Raw genomic sequence first — 21,025 nt, forward strand, 5'->3', positions numbered from 1 at the left:
CCAGACACCGCCGCGGTCGGGCGGTCATGAAAGGAGAGAGATCGCATGGAAGTGAAGGCGATCACCCGTTTGGCGGCCGGTGCCCTGGCACTGGTGACGCTCGCGGCCTGCGCGAGCGAACGCGGGGCCGCGCCGGAGGCCACGGCCGCCGCCGGGCAGCCGTCGGCCGCCGCGAGCCAGGAGACGTTCGGCACGCTGCAGTCACCCTGCGGGCCGGGCAGCGCCAAGGGGGCGACCGACCAGGGCGTCACCGACACCGGCATCACCATCGGCTTCGGCGACGACCGGGGCTTCCCCAAGGCGCCCGGCCTGTCCAAGGAGATGGGCGACGCGGTCGGTGCCATGATCAAGTGGTGCAACGGCCAGGGCGGCATCAACGGCCGTAAGATCACCGGCAACCAGTACGACGCCGCCTACATGCAGGCCGCCACCGTCATGCAGAAGGCCTGCAAGCAGGACTTCATGCTGGTCGGGCACGGCTTCGCGCTGGACGAGGCGGCCGAGCAGTATCGCGTCGGCTGCAAGCTGCCCATGGTCGCCGGCTACACCGTCGGCCCGAACGCCGCCATGGGCCCGATGAAGTTCGAGCCCGTCCCCTACCCGGTGGACCACTTCAACGCCGCGCCGCTGCGCGTGGCCGCCAAGACGTTCCCCGGCTTCTCCAGCGACGTCGACCTGATCACCTCCACCTCGCCGGCGGTCATGGCGGGCAGCAAGAAGATCGAAGCCGCCATGAAGAGCATCGGCGTCACGCCCAAGAAGTGCGGCGTCCAGCTCAACAACGAGGGCGACCCCAGCTACGTGCCGTTCGCCGAGAAGTTCAAGTCGTGCGGCGTCAAGGCGCTGTGGACCTCCAAGTCGCCCGACCCCGCCTCCTTCAGCCTGCTGGAGGCGCTGGACCGGGTCGGCGCAGACCCGACGCTGGTCTTCGAGGCGACCTGGTACAGCCAGACCGTCGCCAAGTGGAACGCCGCCGGCCAGGGCGACAACCTGCACGCCGGCCTGATCTTCCAGCCGTTCGAGAACGCCGGCCAGGTGCCGGCGGTCAAGAAGTATCTCGACCTGGTCAACGCCGAGAGCGGCAAGACCGCGCTGCTCGGCATGCAGGCGACCTCGGCGTTCCTGCTCTGGGCCACGGCGGCCAAGGACTGCGGCTCCGACCTGACCCGCCAGTGCATGGTCAACAAGCTCAGCCAGGTGCACGAGTGGACCGGCGGCGGCCTGCACGCCCCGACCGACCCGGGCGGCAACCTGCCGGCCTCCTGCTCGCTGATGGTGAAGCTCACCGGCTCGACGTACAAGCAGGTCGCCCCGGCGACCGTCGGCGAGTTCGACTGTGACCCGAGCAACGTGATCAAGACGGACCCGTCCACGTGGGGCACCAAGCTCGGTGAGGACCGGATCGCCACCACCTTCCTGACCGCCGACGTGATCAAGCCGCAGGGCTGATCACCTCCCCGCGCCGCGGACCGGCCCGCCCGCCGGTCCGCGGCCTTCCAGCCGTCCAGAGCAAGGGCAGCGCATGACCACGTTCCTGACCTTCACCCTCCTGGGGCTCGTCCTCGGGGCGGTGTACGCCATCGCGGCCTCCGGGCTGGTCCTGACGTACAACACCTCCGGGATCTTCAACTTCGCCCATGGCGCCCAGGCCATGCTCGGCACGTTCCTCTACTGGCAGCTCGCCCACGGCTGGGGCTGGCCGGTCTGGCTGGCGCTGATCGTCGTGGTGGGCGTCGTCGGGCCCCTCATGGGCGCCGCGCTCCATGCCGTGATCATGAAGGGACTGCGGGACACCGCGGACGTGACCAGGATCGTGGTCACCGTCGCGATCATGCTCGGCATGGTGTTCCTGTCGCAGTGGCTCTGGCACCCGGAGGAGGCCAGGGTCGTCGAGATGTTCTTCGGCGCCAACGCCAAGGTCGAGTTCCTCGGCGTCGTCGTCCGGGTCCACGAGATCATCTGCCTGCTCGTGGCGGCCGCCATCGCCGTGGGCCTGCGCATGCTCTTCACCCGCAGCCGTGTCGGCCTCGTCATGCGGGGCACCGTCGACGACCCCGACCTGATCCGGCTCAACGGGCACAACCCCGACCGGGTGGCCGCGCTCTCCTGGGCGATGGGCTCGACCCTCGCCGTGCTGGCGGGCATCCTCATCACGCCGATCGGCGGCGGCGCGCTGGAGGCCAACGCGCTCACGCTGCTCGTCATCGACGCGTTCGCCGCCGCGATGTTCGGCCGGCTGCGCAGCATCCCGCGCACCTTCGTCGGCGCGATGGTGCTCGGCCTGGCCGCGACGTACGTCACCGCCTACTTCCCGACCGACTGGACCTGGGCCGGCAACCTCCGCGTCTCACTCCCGATGATCATCCTGTTCGTGGTGCTCGTCCTGCTGCCCCAGGACCGGCTGCGCGGCGCCGCCATCCGGACCCGCGAACGCTACCGGGTCCCGACCGTGCGCCGGGCCGTGGTCTGGGGCGCCGTCCTGGTGGCGGCCGTCGTCCTCCTCATGCCGCTCATGGAGGACACCTCGATCACCACGTTCGGGCTGGGCATGACGTTCGCGATCATCGCGCTCTCGCTCACCCTGCTGACCGGCTACGCGGGAGAGCTGAACCTCGCGCCGCTCGCCTTCGGCGCGGTCGCCACCATCGTCGCCTTCCACTTCGGCATCACCGGCACCGGGCTGGCCGCCCGCCTCACCCTGTGGGGCATCCTGCTCGCGGTGCTCGTCGCCGCCGTCGTGGGCGGCCTGGTCGCGCTGCCCGCGCTCCGGCTGCGCGGGCTCTACCTGGCGCTCGCCACGATGGCCTTCGGTGTGTTCCTGTCGAACATGGTGCTGCGCGACACCGTCGAGCACACCCTCTTCGGCGTCACGTTCTCGCTCTTCCCGAACGGCACGCTGATCGTCCCACCGCTCCAGATCGGCCCGCTCGACCTGCGCGACCCCGGCACGCTGCTGATCACCGCCACCGCGCTGTTCGCGGCGATCGCCGTCGGCCTGGTCGCCCTGCGCGGCAGCGGGTACGGCAGGCGCCTGGCGGCCATGAAGGACAGCCCCGCCGCCACGGCGATGCTGGGCCAGGACCTGGTAAGGCTGAAGTTCGGCGTCTTCATGCTGTCGGCCGCCATCGCCGGGCTCGGCGGCGTCCTGATGTCGACCGCCTCCGGATCGGTCGCGGGCGAGAACTTCGCCATCACGGCCGGCCTGTCCCTGGTGATGCTCACCGTCGTCGGCGGCATCGGATACGTCAGCGGTGCCCTGTTCGGCGGCCTGATGTCCGGCGTCGGCTTCGTCATCATCATCGGCACCTTCAACGACCTGGCGATGGCCACCCCCGAGATGGCGGGCATCTACAAGACGCTCGGCCAGGTCGTGCTCGTCGCCACCGCGCTGATCGGCATGGGCGTGGGCAAGAACCCCAGCGGCCTCGTCCACGACCTGTTCGACGGCTACCGGACGCTGCGCGGCGCCCGGCCCGTGCTGGCCGGGGGCGCCGCCGCCGGAGCCGTGCTCTACCTGCTCGCGCTGACCGGCGTCATCGGCAACTGGTGGTTCGCCATCCTGACCGTCCTGCTGGTCACGACGCTCCCGGCGTTCGGCAGGGCGCTCATGCCGCGGGCCGTGCTCAGCGAGGAGGAGTTCGCCCGGCGCCGGACCGTCCCGCCCGAGCTCGCGGGCATCGACGAGCCGTACACCGACGACTTGCGCGACCGGCTCGACCGGGAGCTCGGCCTGCCCGTCCGCGAGGGCCGCGGCGGGCCGCGCGCCAGGCCGGCCGTCGAGGAGGGAGACGTCCATGCCATTGCTTGAGACCCGGGGCATCACCGTCCGCTTCGGCGGCAACATCGCCGTCGACGAGGTGAGCGTCGGCATCGAGCCGGGCCGGATCACCGGGCTGATCGGGCCGAACGGCGCCGGGAAGACCACGCTGTTCAACACGGTCACCGGCCTGCTGCGGCCCGACTCGGGACAGGTGCTGCTCGACGGCGCCGACATCACCCGGCTGCCACCGGCCAGACGGGCCCGGCTCGGCCTGGCCCGCACGTTCCAGCGGCTCGAACTGTTCCTGTCGCTGTCGGTGCGCGACAACGTCAGGGTCGCCGGAGACATCCGGCGGGCCGGCGGGCATCGCGCCGACGTCGGCAAGGAGACCGACCGCGTCCTGGAGCTGACCGGCCTGAGCGACATCGCCGACCTCGACGTCTCCGGCATCCCGACCGGCCGGGCCCGCGTCGTCGAGGTCGCCCGCGCCCTGATGACCTCGCCCCGGGTGCTGCTGCTGGACGAGCCCGCCTCCGGCCAGACCGAGGCCGAGACCGACGCCTTCGCCCGGCTGCTGACCGGCCTCGCCGCCGACGGGCTGGCGATCTGCCTGGTCGAGCACGACCTGCCGCTGGTGATGCGGCTCTGCTCCACCATCCACGTCCTCGACTACGGCGCGGTCATCGCCTCGGGCACGCCCCGCGAGATCCAGGAGTCGCCCGAGGTCATCGCCGCCTACATCGGCACCGAGGAGGTCTCGGCATGAAGGACGTACCGGCGCCGCTGCTGGAACTGGCCGGCGCCCGCGCCGCCTACGGCCCGATCGAGGTGCTGCGCGGGGTGGACCTCACGGTCGAGGCCGGTTCCGTGGTCGCGCTGCTCGGCCCCAACGGCGGCGGCAAGTCGACCACCATGAAGGTCTGCGCGGGCCTGCTGCCGCTCACCGGAGGCGAGCTCAGGCTGGCCGGCCGGCGGGTCAACGGCCTGGCCGCCGAGGACGCGGCGCGGCTCGGGGTCTGCTCCATCCCCGAGGGCCGGGGCATCTTCCCCAACCTGACCGTCCGCGAGAACCTGTGGGTCGCCACCGGCACCGGCACCCGGCTGCGGGACATGGAGGAGGCCGCCTACACCCGCTTCCCGATGCTCGGCGAGCGGCGCGACCAGCTCGCCGGGTCGCTGTCCGGCGGCCAGCAGCAGATGCTCGCGCTGTCGCGCGCCCTCGGCACCGCTCCCGCGATCCTGCTGCTCGACGAGCTGTCCATGGGCCTCGCCCCCATGATCGTGACGCAGATGTACGACACCGTGGCGCAGCTCGTCGCCGAGGGACTGTCCGTCCTCGTGGCCGAGCAGTTCGCCCGCGCCGTGCTGCCCATCGCCGACACCGCGGCCCTGATGCTGAACGGACGCGTCGTCTCGGTCGGCACACCCGGCGAGATCGAGGACCACCTGTCCAGCGGCTACCTAGGAGGTTGAACCCATGCTGACCGAGGAACGACGTGAGCAGTTCAGGTCGGAGGTGGCACGGATGAGACTCAAGACCGACCGCTCCCGCCACGACGGCAAGGCACGCCTGCTGGGCGCGCTGCTGATGATCGCCGGAGTGGCCGGCGCCCTCATCGCCTACAACAACTCCCTCAGCCAGGACGACGCGCGCGACATCGCCTCCTTCCAGATCCTCGCCACGGCGTGCGTCTCCGTCACCGTGCTGGGCGCCGCCCTCTACCTCGCCGCGTCCGTGGCCGGAGTGCTGCGGCTGTGGCTGCTCCGCCAGCTCGTGGAAGGGCAGGCACAGGCGGACCAACTCGCCGAGGCCCTGCGCGAGCGCCGGGACTGACCCGCGCGCCGCACGCCCTCCCGGTCAGCGGGATTCGCCGATCCCCGGCGGATCCCGCTGACTAACGTCAACCTTGCTCCAATCCGGAGTCCGGACGGAGGATCCCCTTGACTCAGACGACACCCCCGGCCAAGGACGTGCCGGACGTGCTCGCCCCGGCGAAGCTCGGCCCGGTGACCCTGCGCAACCGTGTCATCAAGGCGGCCACCTACGAAGGGCTGAGCCGCAAGAGCCTCGTCACCGACGAGCTCATCGAGTTCCACGTGCGCCACGCGGCGGGCGGCGTCGGCATGACCACCGTGGCCTACTGCGCCGTCGCCCCCGAGGGGCGTACGAGCTCGCGGCAGCTCCTGTGGACGCCCGAGGCCCTGCCGGGCATGCGTAAGCTGACCGACGCCGTGCACGCCGAGGGCGCGGCCGTCGCCGCGCAGATCGGCCACGCCGGCCCGGTCGCCAACCCCAAGTCCAACCGGCTGCCCGCGCTGGCGCCGAACCGGCACTTCCACGCCACGACGACCAGCTTCACCCGCGCGGCCAGCCGCGCCGACCTGCGGCGGATCGTCCAGGCCCACGGGCACGCCGGCACGATGGCGATCGAGGCCGGCTTCGACGCCGTCGAGATCCACCTCGGGCACAACTACCTCGCCAGCTCGTTCCTCAGCCCCAGGCTCAACCACCGCAAGGACGAGTACGGCGGCAGCCTGGAGAACCGGGCCCGCCTGTCCAGGGACATCGCCCGCGCGGTCCGCGACGCCGTCGGCGACCGGATCGCGATCACCGCCAAGTTCAACATGGACGACGGCGTGCCCGGCGGCTTCTGGCTCGACGAGTCGATCCAGGTCGCCCAGTGGCTGGAGCAGGACGGCTCCGTCGACGCCCTGGAGCTCACCGCGGGCAGCTCGCTGCTCAACCCCATGTACCTGTTCAAGGGGGAGGCGCCGCTGCGTGAGTTCGCGGCGGCCATGCCCCAGCCGATCAGGCTCGGGATCAAGCTCGTCGGCAAGCGGCTGCTGCACTCCTACCCCTACCAGGACGCCTACCTGCTCAAGGACGCCCGGCAGATCCGCGCCGCGGTCAAGATGCCGCTCATCCTGCTCGGCGGGATCACCGACAAGAAGGTGATGGACCAGGCGATGAGCGAGGGCTTCGAGTTCGTCGCGATGGCCCGGGCGCTGCTGCGCGAGCCCGACCTGATCAACCGGATGCGGGCCGACGCGGACGTGAAGTCCCTGTGCATCCACTGCAACAAGTGCATGACCGCGATCTACGGCGGCACCCACTGCGTGCTGACCGGGCCGCTGATCAGGCAGGCCGAGCGGGCCTGAGGAGAGCCACCACCGTGCGACGAGACACCATCGCCGACCTGCTGCTCGATCGGGCCGGAGACGACCACCCCGGGCTGCGGACCCGCGAGCGCACCTGGACCTGGGACGAGGTGGTGCGCGAGAGCGCGGCCCGGGCCCGCCTGGCGCGCGACCTGCGCGCCGACGGGCCGTTCCACATCGGGGTCCTGCTCGACAACGTGCCCGAGTACGTCTTCTGGCTCGGCGCGGCGGCCCTCGGCGGCGCCACGATCATCGGCATCAACCCCACCCGGCGCGGCTCCACCCTGGAGCGGGAGGTCAGGCACACCGACCCGATGCTCGTCGTCACCGACGAGGCCGGCCTGAAACTGCTCGACGGTCTCGACCTCGGCGTCCCCCGAGACCGGTTCCTGATCGTCGACGGCGACGACTACGCGGCGCGGCTCGCCGCCCAGCCCCGCGAGCCGTACCGCGAGCCGGACATCACGCCCGAGACCCAGTTGCTGCTGCTGTTCACCTCCGGCACCACCGGGGCCTCCAAGGCGGCCCGATGCTCCCAGGGCCGGCTCGCCAGGCTCGGACACGCCAACTCCGGCAAGTACGACGTCCGGCGGCACGACGTGACCTACTGCTGCATGCCGCTCTTCCACGGCAACGCGGTGATGGGCCTGTGGGCGCCGTCGCTCGTCGCGGGCGCGACCGTCACCCTCGCGCCGAAGTTCTCCGCCTCCCGGTTCCTGCCCGACGTCCGCTTCTACGGCGCCACGTTCTTCACCTACGTCGGCAAGGCCGTCGCGTACGTCCTGGCCACGCCGGAGACCCCCGGCGACGCCGCCAACGCGCTCACCCACGCCTTCGGCACCGAGGCGTCGCCGGAGGACCAGGCCGAGTTCCTGCGCCGCTTCGGCTGCCGGCTCATCGAGGCCTACGGGTCGAGCGAGGGCTCCGGCATGATCAAGCTGGCGCCGGAGGGGCCGCCGGGCGCGCTGGGCAGGCCCGCGCACGCCGGGGTCAACGTGGTCTGCCCGGAGACCCGGGAGATCTGCCCGCCCGCGCTGCTCGACGAGCACGGCTGGGTGACCAACGCCGAAGCGGCCATCGGCGAGATCGTGGACGTCGACGGCGCGGCCAGGTTCGAGGGCTACTACAAGAACGCCGCCGCCGACGCCGAACGGGTCCGCCACGGCTGGTACTGGACCGGCGACCTCGGCTACCTCGACGAGGCCGGCTACCTCCACTTCGCCGGGCGGTCCGGCGACTGGATCCGGGTGGACGGCGAGAACATCTCCGCCCTGCTCACCGAACGCGTCCTGCGCCGGCACCCGCGGATCGTGGCGGCGGCCGCCTTCGCCGTGCCCGACCCGCGCTCCGGCGACCAGGTGATGGCCGCGATCGAGATCCCCGAAGGCACCGCCTTCGAGGACCTCGCCCTGCCCGCCTTCCTGGCGGAGCAGGCAGACCTCGGCACCAAGGGGGCGCCGCGCTTCGTCCGGGTCTCCCACGCGCTGCCGGCCACCGGCTCCGGCAAGCTGCGCAAGAAGGAGATCCAGCACGACGGCTGGCGGACCGGCGACCAGGTCCACCGCTGGACCGGGCGCGGCGCTCCCGACTATGTCCCGATGACCGGCGAGGACAAGGCCGCGCTGCGCGCCGAGTTCGCGGCCAACGGACGACAGCGGTTCCTGCCCTAGCCACCCACGGCCTTGGCGAACTCAGGAGGAGAACAGAACATGGATCTGCGCGAGACCCCCGCGCAACGGCGGCTGCGCACCGAGCTGCGGGAGTACTTCGCGGGCCTGCTGACCGAGGACGAGCGGCGCCGGGCCGGTGAGGAGGGCGTGGGAGGTCCCCGCTTCCGCGAGGTGGCCAGCCGCCTCGGTGCCGACGGCTGGCTCGGCATCGGCTGGCCGGCCGAGTACGGCGGGCAGGGCCGCTCGATCGAGGATCAGTACGTCTTCTTCGACGAGGTCCAGCGGGCCGGGCTGCCCTTTCCGTTCGTCACCGTCAACACCGTAGGCCCGACCCTGATGAGCCACGGCTCGGCCGAGCAGCGCGACAGGTTCCTGCCCGGCATGCTGTCCGGCGACATCGTCTTCGCCATCGGCTACACCGAGCCGGACGCCGGGACCGACCTGGCCTCCCTCACCACCCGCGCGGTCAGGGACGGCGACGAGTGGGTCATCGACGGCAGCAAGATCTTCACCAGCGGCGCCAACACCGCCGACTACGTGTGGCTGGCCTGCCGTACCGACCAGGACGCGCCCAAGCACCGGGGCATCTCGATCCTGATCGTCCCCACCGACGCCCCCGGATTCTCCTGGAGCCCCATCCAGTGCGTCGGCGGCATGGTCGTCACGGCCACCTACTACGGCGGCGTACGGGTGCCGGCGGGCAACCTCGTCGGCGAGGTGAACGGCGGCTGGAAACTCATCACCCACCAGCTCAACCACGAGCGGGTCGGCCTGGCCGCGCTCGGCGGCCGGATGATCCAGCTCTGGGAGCAGGTTCTCGACTGGGCCCGCGACAACGGCGCCCTCGAGCTGCCCTGGGTGCGGCGCGATCTCGCGCGCACGTACGCGCGGCTGGAGGCGATGCGGCTGATGAACTGGAAGATGACCGCGGCCGTCGCGCGCGACGCGCTGTCCGGCGCCGACGCGGGCGCGGCCAAGGTCTACGGCACCGAGACGCACATCGACGTGCAGCGGACGCTGTCGCAGATCCTCGGCGCGGCCGGCCGGATCCGGCCCGGCTCGCCGGGCGCCGTGCTCGCCGGCCAGATCGAGCAGTTGTCCCGGCAGGGGATCGTCAACACCTTCGGCGGCGGCGTGAACGAGGTCCTGCGCGACATGGTCGCCACCCAGGGGCTCGGCCTGCCCCGGATGGGACGTGGCGTATGAGCGCGCCCCAGCCGGTGAGCGACGACCGCGGCACGCCCGGGGCGGCGGCCGGTGGCGGCAGCGCGTCCGAGCAGGTGGTCGACGACGTCAGCTCGTCCGGGCCGGTGGCCGTTGACGGGTACGAGGAGCGGCTGCTGGCCTTCGCCGGCCGCGAGATCGTGCCGCCCAGGCCCGGTCCCGACCCGGTCAACGCGCCGATGATCCGGCACTGGGCCGAGGCCATGGGCGACGGCAACCCCGTCTACCGGGACGAGACGGCCGCGCGCGCGACCGGCCGGCCGGGGATCGTCGCGCCCGCGTCGATGACGCAGGCATGGACGATGCGCGGGTACGCCGCCACCGTGGCGGGCCGGAGCGGCGGCCCGGGCTCCGAGGAACTCGGCGCCCTGCTCGGCGAGGGCGGCTACACCTCGGTCGTGGCGACCGACTCGGAGTTCGAGTTCCACCGCGAGCTGGTGCCCGGCGACCACGTCAGCGTGCGGGAGATCGTCGAGTCGATCTCCCCCGAGAAGGTCACCGCCCTCGGCCCCGGCCGGTTCGTGACCACCGTACGGACCTATACGGACCAGAACGGCGAGACGGTCGCGGTGCAACGCTGGCGCACCCTGCGCTTCCGCCCCCTAAAGCGCCCCACGCCGCCACCTCCGGCGGACACCCCGGAGACAGCGCAGGCCACGCCCTCGGACACGGCCACCTCACGGGCGGCCACCACACAGGCGGGCGCGTCTTCGGACACGGGCGGTTCGCGGGCGGACGAGCCGGAGGTGCTCAGGCCGCGGCCGGCGGTGAACCGGGACAACGCGTTCTGGTTCGAGGCGGCGCGCGAGCACCGGCTGGTCATCCAGCGCTGCGCCGGATGCGGGGCGCTGCGCCATCCACCCGGACCCTGCTGCCCGGAGTGCGGCTCGTTCGACTGGGACACCGTGGAGGCGTCCGGCCACGGGCACGTCCACAGCTTCGTGGTCAGCCACCACCCACGCCATCCGGCGTTCGAGTACCCGCTGGTCGTCGCGGTCGTGGAGCTCGCGGAAGGCACCCGGCTCATCACCAACCTGGCCGGCGTCACCCCGGACGAGGTCGAGATCGACATGCCGGTCACGCTCGACTGGCTCGACGCGGACCCTGGCCTCTCACTTCCCGTGTTCCGGCCGTTCGCGCAGGAGGAGCAACAACACTGATGGACTTCACCCTGGACGAAGAGCTCGAAGAGGTTCGCGCTCTGGCGCACGAGATCTTCACCGACCGCGCCACCACCGATCGGGTCCGTGCCGCCGAGAGCTCCGAGAGCCACCTCGACGAGGCGCTGTGGACGGAACTGGGCAAGGCGGGCCTGCTCGGCATCGCGGCGCCGGAGGAGGCGGGCGGGGCCGGGCTCGGCCTGGCCGGGCTCTGCGTCCTGCTGGAGGAGCAGGGCCGGTTCGTGGCGCCGGTCCCGCTATGGTCGGCCGCCGTCGCGGCCCTCGCGATCGCCGGGCACGGCACGCCCGCGCAGCGCGCGACCCTGCTGCCCGGTGCGGTGGACGGCGCCTTCCGGCTCACTCTCGCGCTGGAGGAGTTCGGCCCCGCCGACCCGGCCCACCCCACCTGCGCCGCCCACCGGGACGACGCCGGTCAGGCCGACCGGGACGCCGCCGGTCAAGGCGGTGGTGGGTGGCGGCTGACCGGGACGAAGGCCGTGGTCCCGTCGCCGTTCGGCGCGAGCCACGTGCTGGTCTCGGCCGCCACCGAGCACGGGCCGGGGCTGTTCCTGGTCGACTCCGGCGCCGAGGGCGTCGTCTGGGAACAGGCCGAGACCACCACGCATGACCTGGCCGGCAACCTCACCCTGACCGGCGCGCCCGCGCAGGCGGTCGGGACGCCCGGCGGCGGAGCCCTCGCCTGGACCCTCGAACACGCCGCCGTCGCCCTGGCGGCCCTCCAACTCGGCGTCACTCAGGGCGCGCTACGGCACGCCGTGACCTACCTCACCGAACGCAGGCAGTTCGGCCGCCCGCTGGGCGGCTTCCAGGCGGTGCAGCACCAACTCGCCGACTGCTACATCGACATCGACGCCCTGCGGGTGTGCCTCTGGCAGGCCGTGACCGCGCTGGAGGAGGGCCCCGCGCCGGCCGCCGTGCTGGTCGCGAAGTGGTGGGCCGGCGACGCCGGGCTGACCGTGGCCCACCGGGTGCAGCACGTGCACGGCGGCATCGGCGTCGACGTCGAGTACCCCGTGCACCGGCACTTCCTGTGGGCCAGGCAGATCGCCGGGACCCTGGGCGGGCCGAGCGCCGACCTGGCCCGCCTCGGCGGCGTACTCGCCACCGGTCCGGTGACGCCGTGAACCCGACCTCCAGGACGTACGGGGAGGTGGCGGTGGGCGACCCGCTCCCGGAGCTGGCGATCCCGCTGACCCGCACCCTGATCGTCGCTACCGCCATCGCCAGCCGCGACTACCAGGACGTCCACCACGACCCCGGCCTGGCCGTCGAGCGGGGCTCCGAGGACGTCTTCATGAACATCCTGACCACCAACGGCCTGGTCGACCGCTATGTCACCGAATGGGCGGGTCCCGCCGCCACCGTCAAGGCGATCAGGATCAGGCTCGGCGCGCCCAACTACCCCGGCGACACGATGGTGCTGACCGGCGCCGTCACCGCCAAGCACGACGAGGACCACCGGGTCGAGATCGCCGTACGCGGCGTGAACGACCGGGGCGTCCACGTCTCCGGCACCGTCGCCGTACGGTTGCCGGCCGCAGACCCGAAAGCCGCAGACCCGAAGGCCGCAGATCTCAAGGCCGCAGACCCGAAGAAGGGGACATGAGCAGCCGCCCCCATCCGCTCAGCGGCGCCGCGGCCGTCGCGGGTATCGGCGCCACGGAGTTCTCCAAGAACTCCGGCCGCAGCGAGCTGCGGCTCGCCTGCGAGGCCGTGCTCGCCGCCGTCGCCGACGCCGGGCTGAAGCCGTCCGACGTCGACGGGATGGTCACGTTCACCGCCGACAGCAGCTCCGAGATCCACATCGCCCGCAACACCGGGATCGGCGAGCTGACCTTCTTCTCCCGCATCGGTCACGGCGGCGGCGCGGCCTGCGGCACGCTCCAGCAGGCGGCCATGGCCGTCGCGACCGGCGTCGCCGAGGTCGTCGTCTGCTACCGGGCGTTCAACGAGCGCTCGGGCGAGCGTTACGGCCTCGGCCAGGCGGACCGGCCGATGGACACCAGCGCCGACCGCGCCGCCTACTCCTGGATGACGCCGTTCGGCCTGGCGACGCCGGCGCAGTGGGTCGCCATGTTCGCCCGGCGCTACATGCACGAGTACGGCGCCACCAGCGAGGACTTCGGCCGGGTCGCGGTCGTGGACCGCCGGCACGCCGCCACCAACCCGGCGGCCTGGTTCTACCAGCGGCCCATCATCCTGGAGGAGCACCAGGCGTCGCGCTGGATCGCCGAGCCGCTGCGCCTGCTGGACTGCTGCCAGGAGACCGACGGCGGGCAGGCGCTGGTCGTGGTCTCGGCCGAGCGGGCCCGCGACCTGCGGCACCCGCCCGCCGTCATCCGCGCCGCCGCCCAGGGCTCGGGCGCCGACCAGCACATGATGACCAGCTACTACCGCCCCACGATCAGCGGCATCCCGGAGATGGGGCTGGTGGGCCGGCAATTGTACGGGCAGAGCGGCCTCGGCCCTGGCGACATGGACGCGGCCATCCTGTACGACCACTTCACGCCGCTGGTGCTCCCGCAACTGGAGGAGCTCGGCTTCTGCGGCAGGGGAGAGGCCAGGGACTTCGTCGCCGACGGCCACCTCGAACTGGGCGGGCGGCTGCCGTTCAACACGCACGGCGGTCAGCTCGGCGAGGCGTACCTGCACGGCATGAACGGCGTCGCCGAGGCCGTCCGGCTGGTCCGCGGCACCTCGGTCAACCAGCCGGAGGGGGTGAGCCACGTGATGGTCACGGCGGGCACCGGCGTACCCACCAGCGGCCTCGTCCTGGGCGCGGACGGCTGAGCCGCGCGGACGGTCGAGCCGCGCGGACGGTCGAGCCGCGCGGACGGTCGAGCCGCGCGGACGGTCGAGCCGCGCGAGGCGGGCGGCCCGGTCAGGTCCGCGTGGCCGTGTAGCGGGCCGGGAACTCGCCTCCGCCGTGCACCGCGAGGTCCGCGCCCGTCACGTAGGACGCGAGATCGCTGGCCAGGTAGAGGCAGGCACCGGCGACGTCGGCCGGCACCGCCATCCGCTTCATCGGGACGACCGCGGCGACCGCCGCGCCACCGTCCTCGCCGTAGACCGCCGCCGCCGCCTCCGTACGGGTCAGGCCGGTGGTGATGTGGTTGACCCGCACCTTCGGCGACCACTCCAGCGCCAGCGCCTTGGTGAGCATGAGCAGGCCGGCCTTGGCGGCAGAGTAGGCGGCGGTGCCCGGCTGGGGGTCCACGCCGGAGACGCTGCCGATGTTGATGATCGAGCCGCCCGTCTCCTGGGCGCGCATGACCAGGTTGGCGGGCTGGGCCACGTAGAAGGGGGCGAGCAGGTTCAGGTCCACGATCCGGGCGACGAACCTCGGCGAGACCGTCGCGGCGTCGGCGTCGGGGGAGCCTCCGGCGTTGTTGACCAGCACGTCGAGCCGTCCGAGCAGCTCGACCGTACGCTCCACCAACTGGACGGCGGCGCCCGCGTCGCGGACGTCGGCCGCGACGAACCGGGCCGTCCTGCCGCCCGCGCTCGGCAGCGTCTCCGGCTCGCCGCGGCCGCACACCACCACGTCGGCCCCCGCGGCGAGGAACGCCCGCGCGATCTCGAAGCCGATGCCCTTGGTGCCGCCGGTGACCAGCACCGCCCGGCCGCCGAAGTCCAGCGTCACATCCACCGAAGTCCTCCCGCACAGTCCACTCGCACCGTCCACCCGAACGATCCCCGGACGATCCCTCGGAGGGTACGGGCCGCACGGCCGGACGCGGGGAGCGGATACCGGCCAGCGGGACGGCTGTTCCATCAAGCCCCGGTCACTTGCCACCATGGGGCCGTGACGCACGCGTGGCGCGACACCGACGCCGCCGCGACGGGCCGCGTCCGGACTGAGAAGGCAGGGATGTTGTGAGCGACAACGAGGCACTGACGATTCCCGGCGTCCTTGCGCGGGCGGCCCGCGAGTTCCCCGGCACCGAGGCGGTGGTGGACGGCGCGTCCCGGCTGACCTATGGGCGGCTGCTGGACCGGGTGCGCGAGGCGGCCCGTGGGTTCCTCGCGCTCGGCGCCCGGCCGGGGGACCGCGTCGCGATCTGGGCGCCGAACGGCCTGCCCTGGATCATCACCGCGCTGGGCGCGATGAGCGTCGGCGCGGTCGTGGTGCCGATCAACACCAGGTACAAGGGTGAGGAGGCGCGCTGGCTGCTCGGCCGCAGCCGGGCCCGGTTCCTGTTCGTCGAGGACGGTTTCCTCGGCAACTCCTACCTCGCGATGCTCGGCCTCCCTTCGGCCGAGGGGAACGGCGCGGCCGGGCTGCCCGATCTGTCGGCGGTGGTGACGTACGACGACGGGGCACGGCCGGGAGCGACCTCCTGGGCGGACTTCGTGGCCGGGGCGGCCGGCATCCCCGAGGAGGAGGCGGTCGCCCGCGCCGCCGCGGTGCGTCCCGACGACGTGGCCGACATCCTGTTCACCTCCGGCACCACCGGCCGGCCCAAGGGCGTCATGTGCACCCATCGCCAGAACGTCCGCACCTACCTGGCCTGGAGCGAGCGCAACGGGCTGCACCACGCCGACCGCTACCTGATCGTCAACCCGCTCTTCCACACCTTCGGGTTCAAGGCCGGGGTGTTCGCCTGCGTGCTGCGGGCCGCCACGATGGTGCTCCAGCCGGTGTTCGAGGCGGGGGAGACGATGCGGCTGATCGAGGCCGAGCGGATCACCGTGCTGCCCGGGGCGCCGACCATTTACATCACCATGCTGGACGCGCCCGAACGCGACCGCTACGACCTGTCGTCGCTGCGGCTCGCGGTGACCGGTGCGGCGGTGGTGCCGGTCGCCCTGGTCCAGCGGATGCGGGCCGAGCTCTTCCCCGAGGTCATCACCGCGTACGGGCTGACGGAGGCGTCCGGCACGGTCACCGCCTGCTCGCTCGACGACGACGACGAGACCGTGGCCGGCAGCGCCGGGCGGGCCATCGAGGGCGTGGAGGTGCGCGTGGCGGACGCCGCGGGCGAGCCTGTGCCGACGGGGGCGGACGGCGAGGTGCTGGTCCGGGGCCACAACGTGATGCTGGGCTACCTCGACGACGAGGAGGCGACCGCCGCGACGGTCAGGGACGGCTGGCTGGTGACCGGCGACCGGGGCCGGCTCGACGACCGCGGCAACCTGACCATCACCGGCCGCTCCAAGGACATGTACGTGGTGGGCGGCTTCAACGTCTACCCCGCCGAGGTCGAGCAGGTGCTGGCCGCCGCCGAGGGCGTCGCCGAGGCGGCGGTGGTCGGCGTGCCGGACGCCCGGATGGGGGAGGTGGGCCGAGCGTACGTCGCGGCCCGGCCCGGCGCGGACCTCGCCCCCGACGCGCTGATCGCCTACTGCCGGGACCGGCTGGCCAACTTCAAGGTGCCCCGCGAGGTCGTCCTCGTCGACCGCCTGCCCCGCAACGCGGCCGGCAAGATCGACAAGGCGGGTCTGCCCGCCCTCGCCCCAGAGTCCCGGTAGGGCGGGCGCGCGCGGGGCGTTCGGTCAGGCGCCGTAGACGGGCTCCGGCGGGGTGGCGTCGGCGAGGAGGGCGGAGATCCGGGGGCCCAGCTCGGCCGGCTCCCAGCGGTCGCCCTTGTCGGTGGCCGGGCCATGACGGAAGCCCTCCATCACGCAGATCCGGCCGCCCTCGACCTCGAAGACCCGGCCCGTCACATCTTTGGACTCGGCGGAGCCGAGCCAGACGACCAGCGGCGACACGTTCTCGGGCGCCATGGCGTCGAACGTGCCCTCCTCGGGGGCCGCCATCGTCCGCGCGAAGACCTCCTCGGTCATCCGGGTGCGGGCGGCGGGCGCGATGGCGTTGACGGTCACGCCGTAGCGGCCCAGCTCGGCCGCCGCGACCAGGGTGAGCCCCACGATGCCCGCCTTGGCGGCCGAGTAGTTGCCCTGCCCGACGCTGCCCAGCAGCCCCGCCCCGGAGGAGGTGTTGATCACGCGGGCGTCCACCGGCCGGCCGGCCTTGGACTCGGCCCGCCAGTGCAGCCCGGCGTGCTTCAGCGGCAGGAAGTGCCCCTTCAGGTGGACCCGCGTCACCGCGTCCCACTCCTCCTCGGACAGGTTGACCAGCATCCGGTCGCGGACGAACCCGGCGTTGTTGACCAGCGTGTCGAGCCGCCCGAAGTGCTCCAGCGCGCTCGCCACCAGCCGCCGCGCCCCCTCCTCGGTGGCGATGTCGGAGCGGTCGGCCACCGCCTCGCCGCCCAGCGCGCGGATCTCCTCGGCCACCATCTGGGCCGGGCCGTCCGACCCGCCCTCGCCGGAGGGGCCGACCCCGAGGTCGTTGACCACGACCCGGGCGCCCTGCCGGGCGAACTCCAGCGCGTGCGCGCGGCCGAGGCCGCGCCCGGCGCCGGTCACGATGACGACTCGGTCTTCGCAGATCATTTCTCGGGTCTCCTTGCGGTCTTACGAAGCGACGTGCGGTCCTGCGGAGCAGCGTGCTCACCGAGCCGCGTGCGGCCGTGCGGTCCTTGCGGTCTTGCGGTCGTGCGGTCTTGCGGAGAAATCGGGCGGCGTCGAGGAAAACGGGCCGCTCTGCTAGCTTAGTTTCTAACAAATGTTAGGTCGAAAGGTAGCTTATGGGAATCTCCACCAGCACCCACGGCGAGGGCATCGCCGAGGTCGTGATGGACGTGCCGCCGGTCAACGCGCTGACCGTGCGGGGCTGGTTCGACCTGGCCGACGCCGTACGAGAGGCCGGACGTGACCCCGGGACCCGCGTGGTGGTGCTGCGCGCCGAGGGCCGGGGCTTCAACGCCGGCGTCGACATCAAGGAGATGCAGGCCACCAGCGGCTTCGAAGCCCTGGTCGGGGCCAACCGGGGGTGCTACGCGGCCTTCGAGGCGGTCTACGAGTGCGAGGTTCCCGTGATCGCCGCCGTGCACGGGTTCTGCCTGGGCGGCGGGGTCGGCCTGGCCGGCAACGCCGACATCGTGGTGGCCTCCGACGACGCCTACTTCGGGCTGCCCGAGGTCGAGCGGGGCGCGCTCGGCGCGGCCACCCACCTGGCCCGGCTGGTGCCCCAGCACCTGATGCGCGCGATGGTCTACACCTGCCGCAACGTCACGGCCGCCGAGCTGCACGCGTTCGGCTCGGTGCTGGAGATCGCGCCCCGCGACGGGCTGCGCGACGCCGCGCTGGAGGTGGCGGCCCGGATCGCCGACAAGGACCCGTACGTGATCCGGCGCGCCAAGGAGTCCCTCAACGGCATCGACCCCGTTGACGTCAAGCGCAGCTACCGCTTCGAGCAGGGCCTCACCTACGAGCTCAACCTGATGGGCGCCGGTGACCGGCACCGGGACGCCTTCGTCGCCGAAGGGGGCAGCTGATGGGCGCCGTGATGTCCGTGGAGGAGATCGTCGGCTCGCTGGAGAGCGGCATGACGATCGGGATCGGCGGCTGGGGCTCGCGGCGCAAGCCGATGGCCCTGGTCCGGGCGATCCACCGGTCCTCGCTCAAGAACCTGACCCTCGTCTCGTACGGCGGGCCCGACGTGGGCCTGCTGTGCGCCGCCGGCAAGGTCCGCCGGGTCGTCGCCCCGTTCGTGACGCTCGACTCCGTCGCCCTCGAACCGCACTTCCGGGCCGCCCGGCAGAGCGGAGCGATCGAGTTCACCGAGTACGACGAGGGCATGTTCATGTTCGGCCTGCTGGCCGGGGCGCACCGGCTGCCGTTCCTGCCGACGCGGGCCGGGCTCGGCTCCGACGTCATGCGGGTCAACCCCGGCCTGCGCACCGTCCGCTCGCCGTACGAGGACCAGGAGGAGCTGGTCGCGATGCCCGCGCTCACCATGGACGCGGCGCTCGTGCACCTCGATCTGGCCGACACCCGGGGCAACGGCCGCTACCTCGGCCCCGACCCCTACATGGACGACCTGTTCGCCAAGGCCGCCTCCCGCTGCTACCTGTCCTGCGAGCGGATGGTGGGCCCCGGAGAGCTGACCGGCCCGCCGCAGACGTTGCTGGTCAGCCGCATGCACGTCACGGGCGTGGTGGAGACACCGGACGGCGGCCACTTCACCGACCTCGGCTCCGGCCGGGACGAGGCGTTCCAGCGGCACTACGCCGCCTCGGCGGCCGACCCGAAGGAGTGGGCCGCCTTCGAGGACCGATTCCTGTCCGGTGACGAGGACGCCTACCGGCAGGCCGTACGGCAGTGGCGCGAGGAGCAGCGGCAGGAAGGGGCGGGACGATGAGCGCGACCCGAGCGGAGATCTGCGTGGTGGCCTGCGCCGAGGCGTGGCGGGGCGACGGCGAGATCCTGGCCGCGGCGATGGGCACCTGCTCGATCCTGGGCGCCCGGCTGGCCCGGCTCACGTTCGAGCCCGGCCTGCTGACCACCGACGGCGGCGCGCTGCTCACCGCCGAGCCCGTGCCGTTCGGTGCGCCGGCCGGACCGGTCGAGGGGTGGCTGCCATTCCGTGAGCACCTGTGGCTGGTGCAGAACGGCCGCCGGCACGTGATGATGGGCGCCTCGCAGATCGACCGGCACGGCAACACCAACATCTCCGCCGTCGGCGACTGGGCGCGGCCGAAATCGCAGCTCCTGGGTGTGCGCGGCGCGCCGGGCAACACGATCTGCAACCCGACCAGCTACTGGATCCCCCGCCACTCGGCCCGCGTCTTCGTGCCGAAGGTCGACGTGGTCAGCGGAGTCGGCACCGACCGGGCCGCCGAGCTGGGCGCCGGGGCGGCGCGGTTCCACGACCTGCGCCGCGTGGTGACCGACCTCGCGGTGTTCGACTTCGGCGCCCCCGACGGGGCGATGCGGCTGCTCTCGGCGCACCCCGGGGTCGAGGTCGAGCAGATCCTGGCCGCCACCGGGTTCGAGCCGGTCATCGAGGGCGACGTGCCCGAGACCCGGCAGCCGTCCGCCGAGGAGCTGCGCCTGATCCGCGAGGTGCTCGACCCGCGCTCCCTGCGCGACCGCGAGGTCCGCTCGTGACGGGGCAGGGTCTGGACACGCCGCTGACCCGGCTCACCGGCGTCCGCCATCCGGTGGTGCAGACCGGCATGGGCTGGGTGGCGGGCCCGCGGCTCGTCTCCGCCGTGGCCGCCGCCGGAGGGCTCGGCATCCTCGGCTCGGCCACCATGACCCTCGACGAGCTCGCCGCCGCGATCAAGGAGGTTCGCTCCCGCACCGACGCCCCGTTCGGAGTCAACCTGCGCGCTGACGCCTCCGACGCGGCCGGCCGCATCGACCTGCTGATCCGGAACCAGGTGAAGGTCGCCTCGTTCGCGCTGGCCCCGCGCCAGGAGCTGATCGCCAAGTTGAAGGACGCCGGGGTCGTGGTGATCCCGTCCGTCGGCGCGCGGCGGCACGCCGAGAAGGTGGCGGCCTGGGGCGCCGACGCCGTGCTGGTGCAGGGCGGCGAGGGCGGCGGCCACACCGGCGCGGTCGCCACCACGCTGCTGCTGCCCCAGGTGGTCGACGCCGTCGACATCCCGGTCATCGCGGCCGGCGGTTTCTTCGACGGGCGCGGGCTCGCGGCGGCTCTCTCGTACGGCGCCGCGGGCATCGCGATGGGCACCCGGTTCCTGCTCACCTCCGACAGCTCGGTGCCCGAGGCGGTCAAGCGGACCTACCTCGGCATGTCCGAGACCGTGGTCACCCGCCAGGTGGACGGCATGCCGCATCGGGTGCTGCGGACCAAGCTGGTCGACGGGCTGGAACGGTCGGGCCCGGTGTCCGGGATGGTCCGCGCGGTGCGCAACGCGGCGCGGTTCAAGAAGATCTCCGGGATGTCGTGGCCCGCGATGATCCGCGACGGGCTGGCCATGAAGCACGGCAAGGAGCTCACCTGGTCGCAGGTCCTGATGGCGGCCAACACCCCGATGCTGCTGAAGGCGGCCATGGTGGACGGCCGCCCCGACCTCGGCGTGCTCGCCTCCGGCCAGGTCGTGGCGCTCATCGACGACCTGCCCTCCTGCGCGGAACTGATCGACGGGATCGTCGCCCAGGCCGCCGGCGTGATCCGCGGCCTCGACGCCAACCTGGCGAGCTGACCGCGACGGCTC

Annotated in this window: 19 protein-coding genes; 17 read left to right on the forward strand and 2 right to left on the reverse strand. The window is 72.7% G+C overall.

All coding sequences use genetic code 11. From position 1 onward, the window contains the following. Window positions 1-45 precede the first annotated feature (45 nt). From AB0I38_RS25025 to AB0I38_RS25080, 12 genes are all read left to right on the forward strand, one after another. Entirely contained in the window at window positions 46-1,449 is a 1,404-nt protein-coding gene (locus AB0I38_RS25025; protein WP_358472014.1) for an ABC transporter substrate-binding protein, read from the forward strand. A 73-nt stretch (window positions 1,450-1,522) separates the two neighbouring features. Further along, the gene (locus tag AB0I38_RS25030; protein ID WP_358472016.1) at window positions 1,523-3,808 is read left to right on the forward strand and encodes an ABC transporter permease; all 2,286 of its coding nucleotides are present in this window, start codon (window positions 1,523-1,525) and stop codon (window positions 3,806-3,808) included. Then, window positions 3,795-4,526 (forward strand): ABC transporter ATP-binding protein, encoded by a 732-nt coding sequence (locus AB0I38_RS25035; protein ID WP_358472018.1) that lies wholly within the window; start codon window positions 3,795-3,797, stop codon window positions 4,524-4,526. The genes AB0I38_RS25030 and AB0I38_RS25035 overlap by 14 nt, the downstream gene beginning before the upstream one ends. Beyond that, window positions 4,523-5,233 carry an ABC transporter ATP-binding protein gene (locus tag AB0I38_RS25040; RefSeq protein ID WP_358472020.1) on the forward strand — a complete coding sequence of 237 codons (711 nt, stop codon included), beginning with the start codon at window positions 4,523-4,525 and terminating at the stop codon, window positions 5,231-5,233. The genes AB0I38_RS25035 and AB0I38_RS25040 overlap by 4 nt, the downstream gene beginning before the upstream one ends. A gap of 52 nt (window positions 5,234-5,285) precedes the next feature. Then, the gene (locus AB0I38_RS25045; RefSeq protein ID WP_358472022.1) at window positions 5,286-5,594 is read left to right on the forward strand and encodes a hypothetical protein; all 309 of its coding nucleotides are present in this window, start codon (window positions 5,286-5,288) and stop codon (window positions 5,592-5,594) included. Between the two features lie 107 nt (window positions 5,595-5,701). Beyond that, the gene (locus AB0I38_RS25050; protein ID WP_358472024.1) at window positions 5,702-6,919 is read left to right on the forward strand and encodes an NADH:flavin oxidoreductase; all 1,218 of its coding nucleotides are present in this window, start codon (window positions 5,702-5,704) and stop codon (window positions 6,917-6,919) included. Window positions 6,920-6,933: 14 nt separating this feature from the next. Continuing rightward, a complete protein-coding gene (locus AB0I38_RS25055; RefSeq protein ID WP_358472025.1) occupies window positions 6,934-8,589 on the forward strand; it encodes an AMP-binding protein in 1,656 nt (551 codons plus the stop codon). A 39-nt stretch (window positions 8,590-8,628) separates the two neighbouring features. Continuing rightward, on the forward strand, window positions 8,629-9,795 hold the full coding sequence (locus tag AB0I38_RS25060) for an acyl-CoA dehydrogenase family protein (protein ID WP_358472027.1): 1,167 nt from the start codon (window positions 8,629-8,631) through the stop codon (window positions 9,793-9,795). Then, window positions 9,792-10,973, forward strand: coding sequence for a bifunctional MaoC family dehydratase N-terminal/OB-fold nucleic acid binding domain-containing protein (locus AB0I38_RS25065; protein WP_358472029.1), 1,182 nt, complete (start codon window positions 9,792-9,794; stop codon window positions 10,971-10,973). The genes AB0I38_RS25060 and AB0I38_RS25065 overlap by 4 nt, the downstream gene beginning before the upstream one ends. Then, entirely contained in the window at window positions 10,973-12,118 is a 1,146-nt protein-coding gene (locus AB0I38_RS25070) for an acyl-CoA dehydrogenase family protein (protein ID WP_358472031.1), read from the forward strand. Before AB0I38_RS25065 ends, AB0I38_RS25070 begins: the two co-directional genes overlap by 1 nt. Continuing rightward, entirely contained in the window at window positions 12,115-12,600 is a 486-nt protein-coding gene (locus AB0I38_RS25075) for a MaoC family dehydratase (protein ID WP_358472033.1), read from the forward strand. Before AB0I38_RS25070 ends, AB0I38_RS25075 begins: the two co-directional genes overlap by 4 nt. Continuing rightward, the gene (locus tag AB0I38_RS25080; protein ID WP_358472035.1) at window positions 12,597-13,784 is read left to right on the forward strand and encodes a lipid-transfer protein; all 1,188 of its coding nucleotides are present in this window, start codon (window positions 12,597-12,599) and stop codon (window positions 13,782-13,784) included. Before AB0I38_RS25075 ends, AB0I38_RS25080 begins: the two co-directional genes overlap by 4 nt. 91 nt (window positions 13,785-13,875) lie before the next feature. Here the strand turns inward: AB0I38_RS25080 and AB0I38_RS25085 are convergent, their stop codons facing one another. Continuing rightward, window positions 13,876-14,643, reverse strand: a complete 768-nt coding sequence (locus AB0I38_RS25085) for an SDR family oxidoreductase (RefSeq protein WP_358472037.1) — start codon at window positions 14,641-14,643, stop codon at window positions 13,876-13,878. A 227-nt stretch (window positions 14,644-14,870) separates the two neighbouring features. On the opposite strand from AB0I38_RS25085, the gene AB0I38_RS25090 reads away from it, so the two are divergent. After that, window positions 14,871-16,466 (forward strand): FadD3 family acyl-CoA ligase, encoded by a 1,596-nt coding sequence (locus AB0I38_RS25090; RefSeq protein WP_358472039.1) that lies wholly within the window; start codon window positions 14,871-14,873, stop codon window positions 16,464-16,466. 24 nt (window positions 16,467-16,490) lie between these two features. Here AB0I38_RS25090 and AB0I38_RS25095 read toward each other — a convergent pair whose 3' ends face one another. Further along, window positions 16,491-17,393 (reverse strand): SDR family oxidoreductase, encoded by a 903-nt coding sequence (locus tag AB0I38_RS25095; RefSeq protein WP_358472040.1) that lies wholly within the window; start codon window positions 17,391-17,393, stop codon window positions 16,491-16,493. Window positions 17,394-17,587: 194 nt separating this feature from the next. Between AB0I38_RS25095 and AB0I38_RS25100 the strand changes: the two genes are divergently transcribed. The 4 genes from AB0I38_RS25100 (at window position 17,588) to AB0I38_RS25115 (ending at window position 21,013) form a co-directional block, all read left to right on the forward strand. Continuing rightward, window positions 17,588-18,337 carry an enoyl-CoA hydratase family protein gene (locus AB0I38_RS25100; protein ID WP_358472042.1) on the forward strand — a complete coding sequence of 250 codons (750 nt, stop codon included), beginning with the start codon at window positions 17,588-17,590 and terminating at the stop codon, window positions 18,335-18,337. Then, on the forward strand, window positions 18,337-19,203 hold the full coding sequence (locus tag AB0I38_RS25105; RefSeq protein ID WP_358472044.1) for a CoA transferase subunit A: 867 nt from the start codon (window positions 18,337-18,339) through the stop codon (window positions 19,201-19,203). Before AB0I38_RS25100 ends, AB0I38_RS25105 begins: the two co-directional genes overlap by 1 nt. Then, a complete protein-coding gene (locus tag AB0I38_RS25110) occupies window positions 19,200-19,952 on the forward strand; it encodes a CoA-transferase subunit beta (RefSeq protein WP_358472046.1) in 753 nt (250 codons plus the stop codon). Before AB0I38_RS25105 ends, AB0I38_RS25110 begins: the two co-directional genes overlap by 4 nt. 68 nt (window positions 19,953-20,020) lie before the next feature. Then, window positions 20,021-21,013 carry an NAD(P)H-dependent flavin oxidoreductase gene (locus AB0I38_RS25115; protein ID WP_436838780.1) on the forward strand — a complete coding sequence of 331 codons (993 nt, stop codon included), beginning with the start codon at window positions 20,021-20,023 and terminating at the stop codon, window positions 21,011-21,013. Window positions 21,014-21,025 lie beyond the last annotated feature (12 nt).

This window comes from Nonomuraea cavernae (assembly GCF_040655715.1).
GTDB lineage: Bacteria > Actinomycetota > Actinomycetes > Streptosporangiales > Streptosporangiaceae > Nonomuraea > Nonomuraea cavernae_A.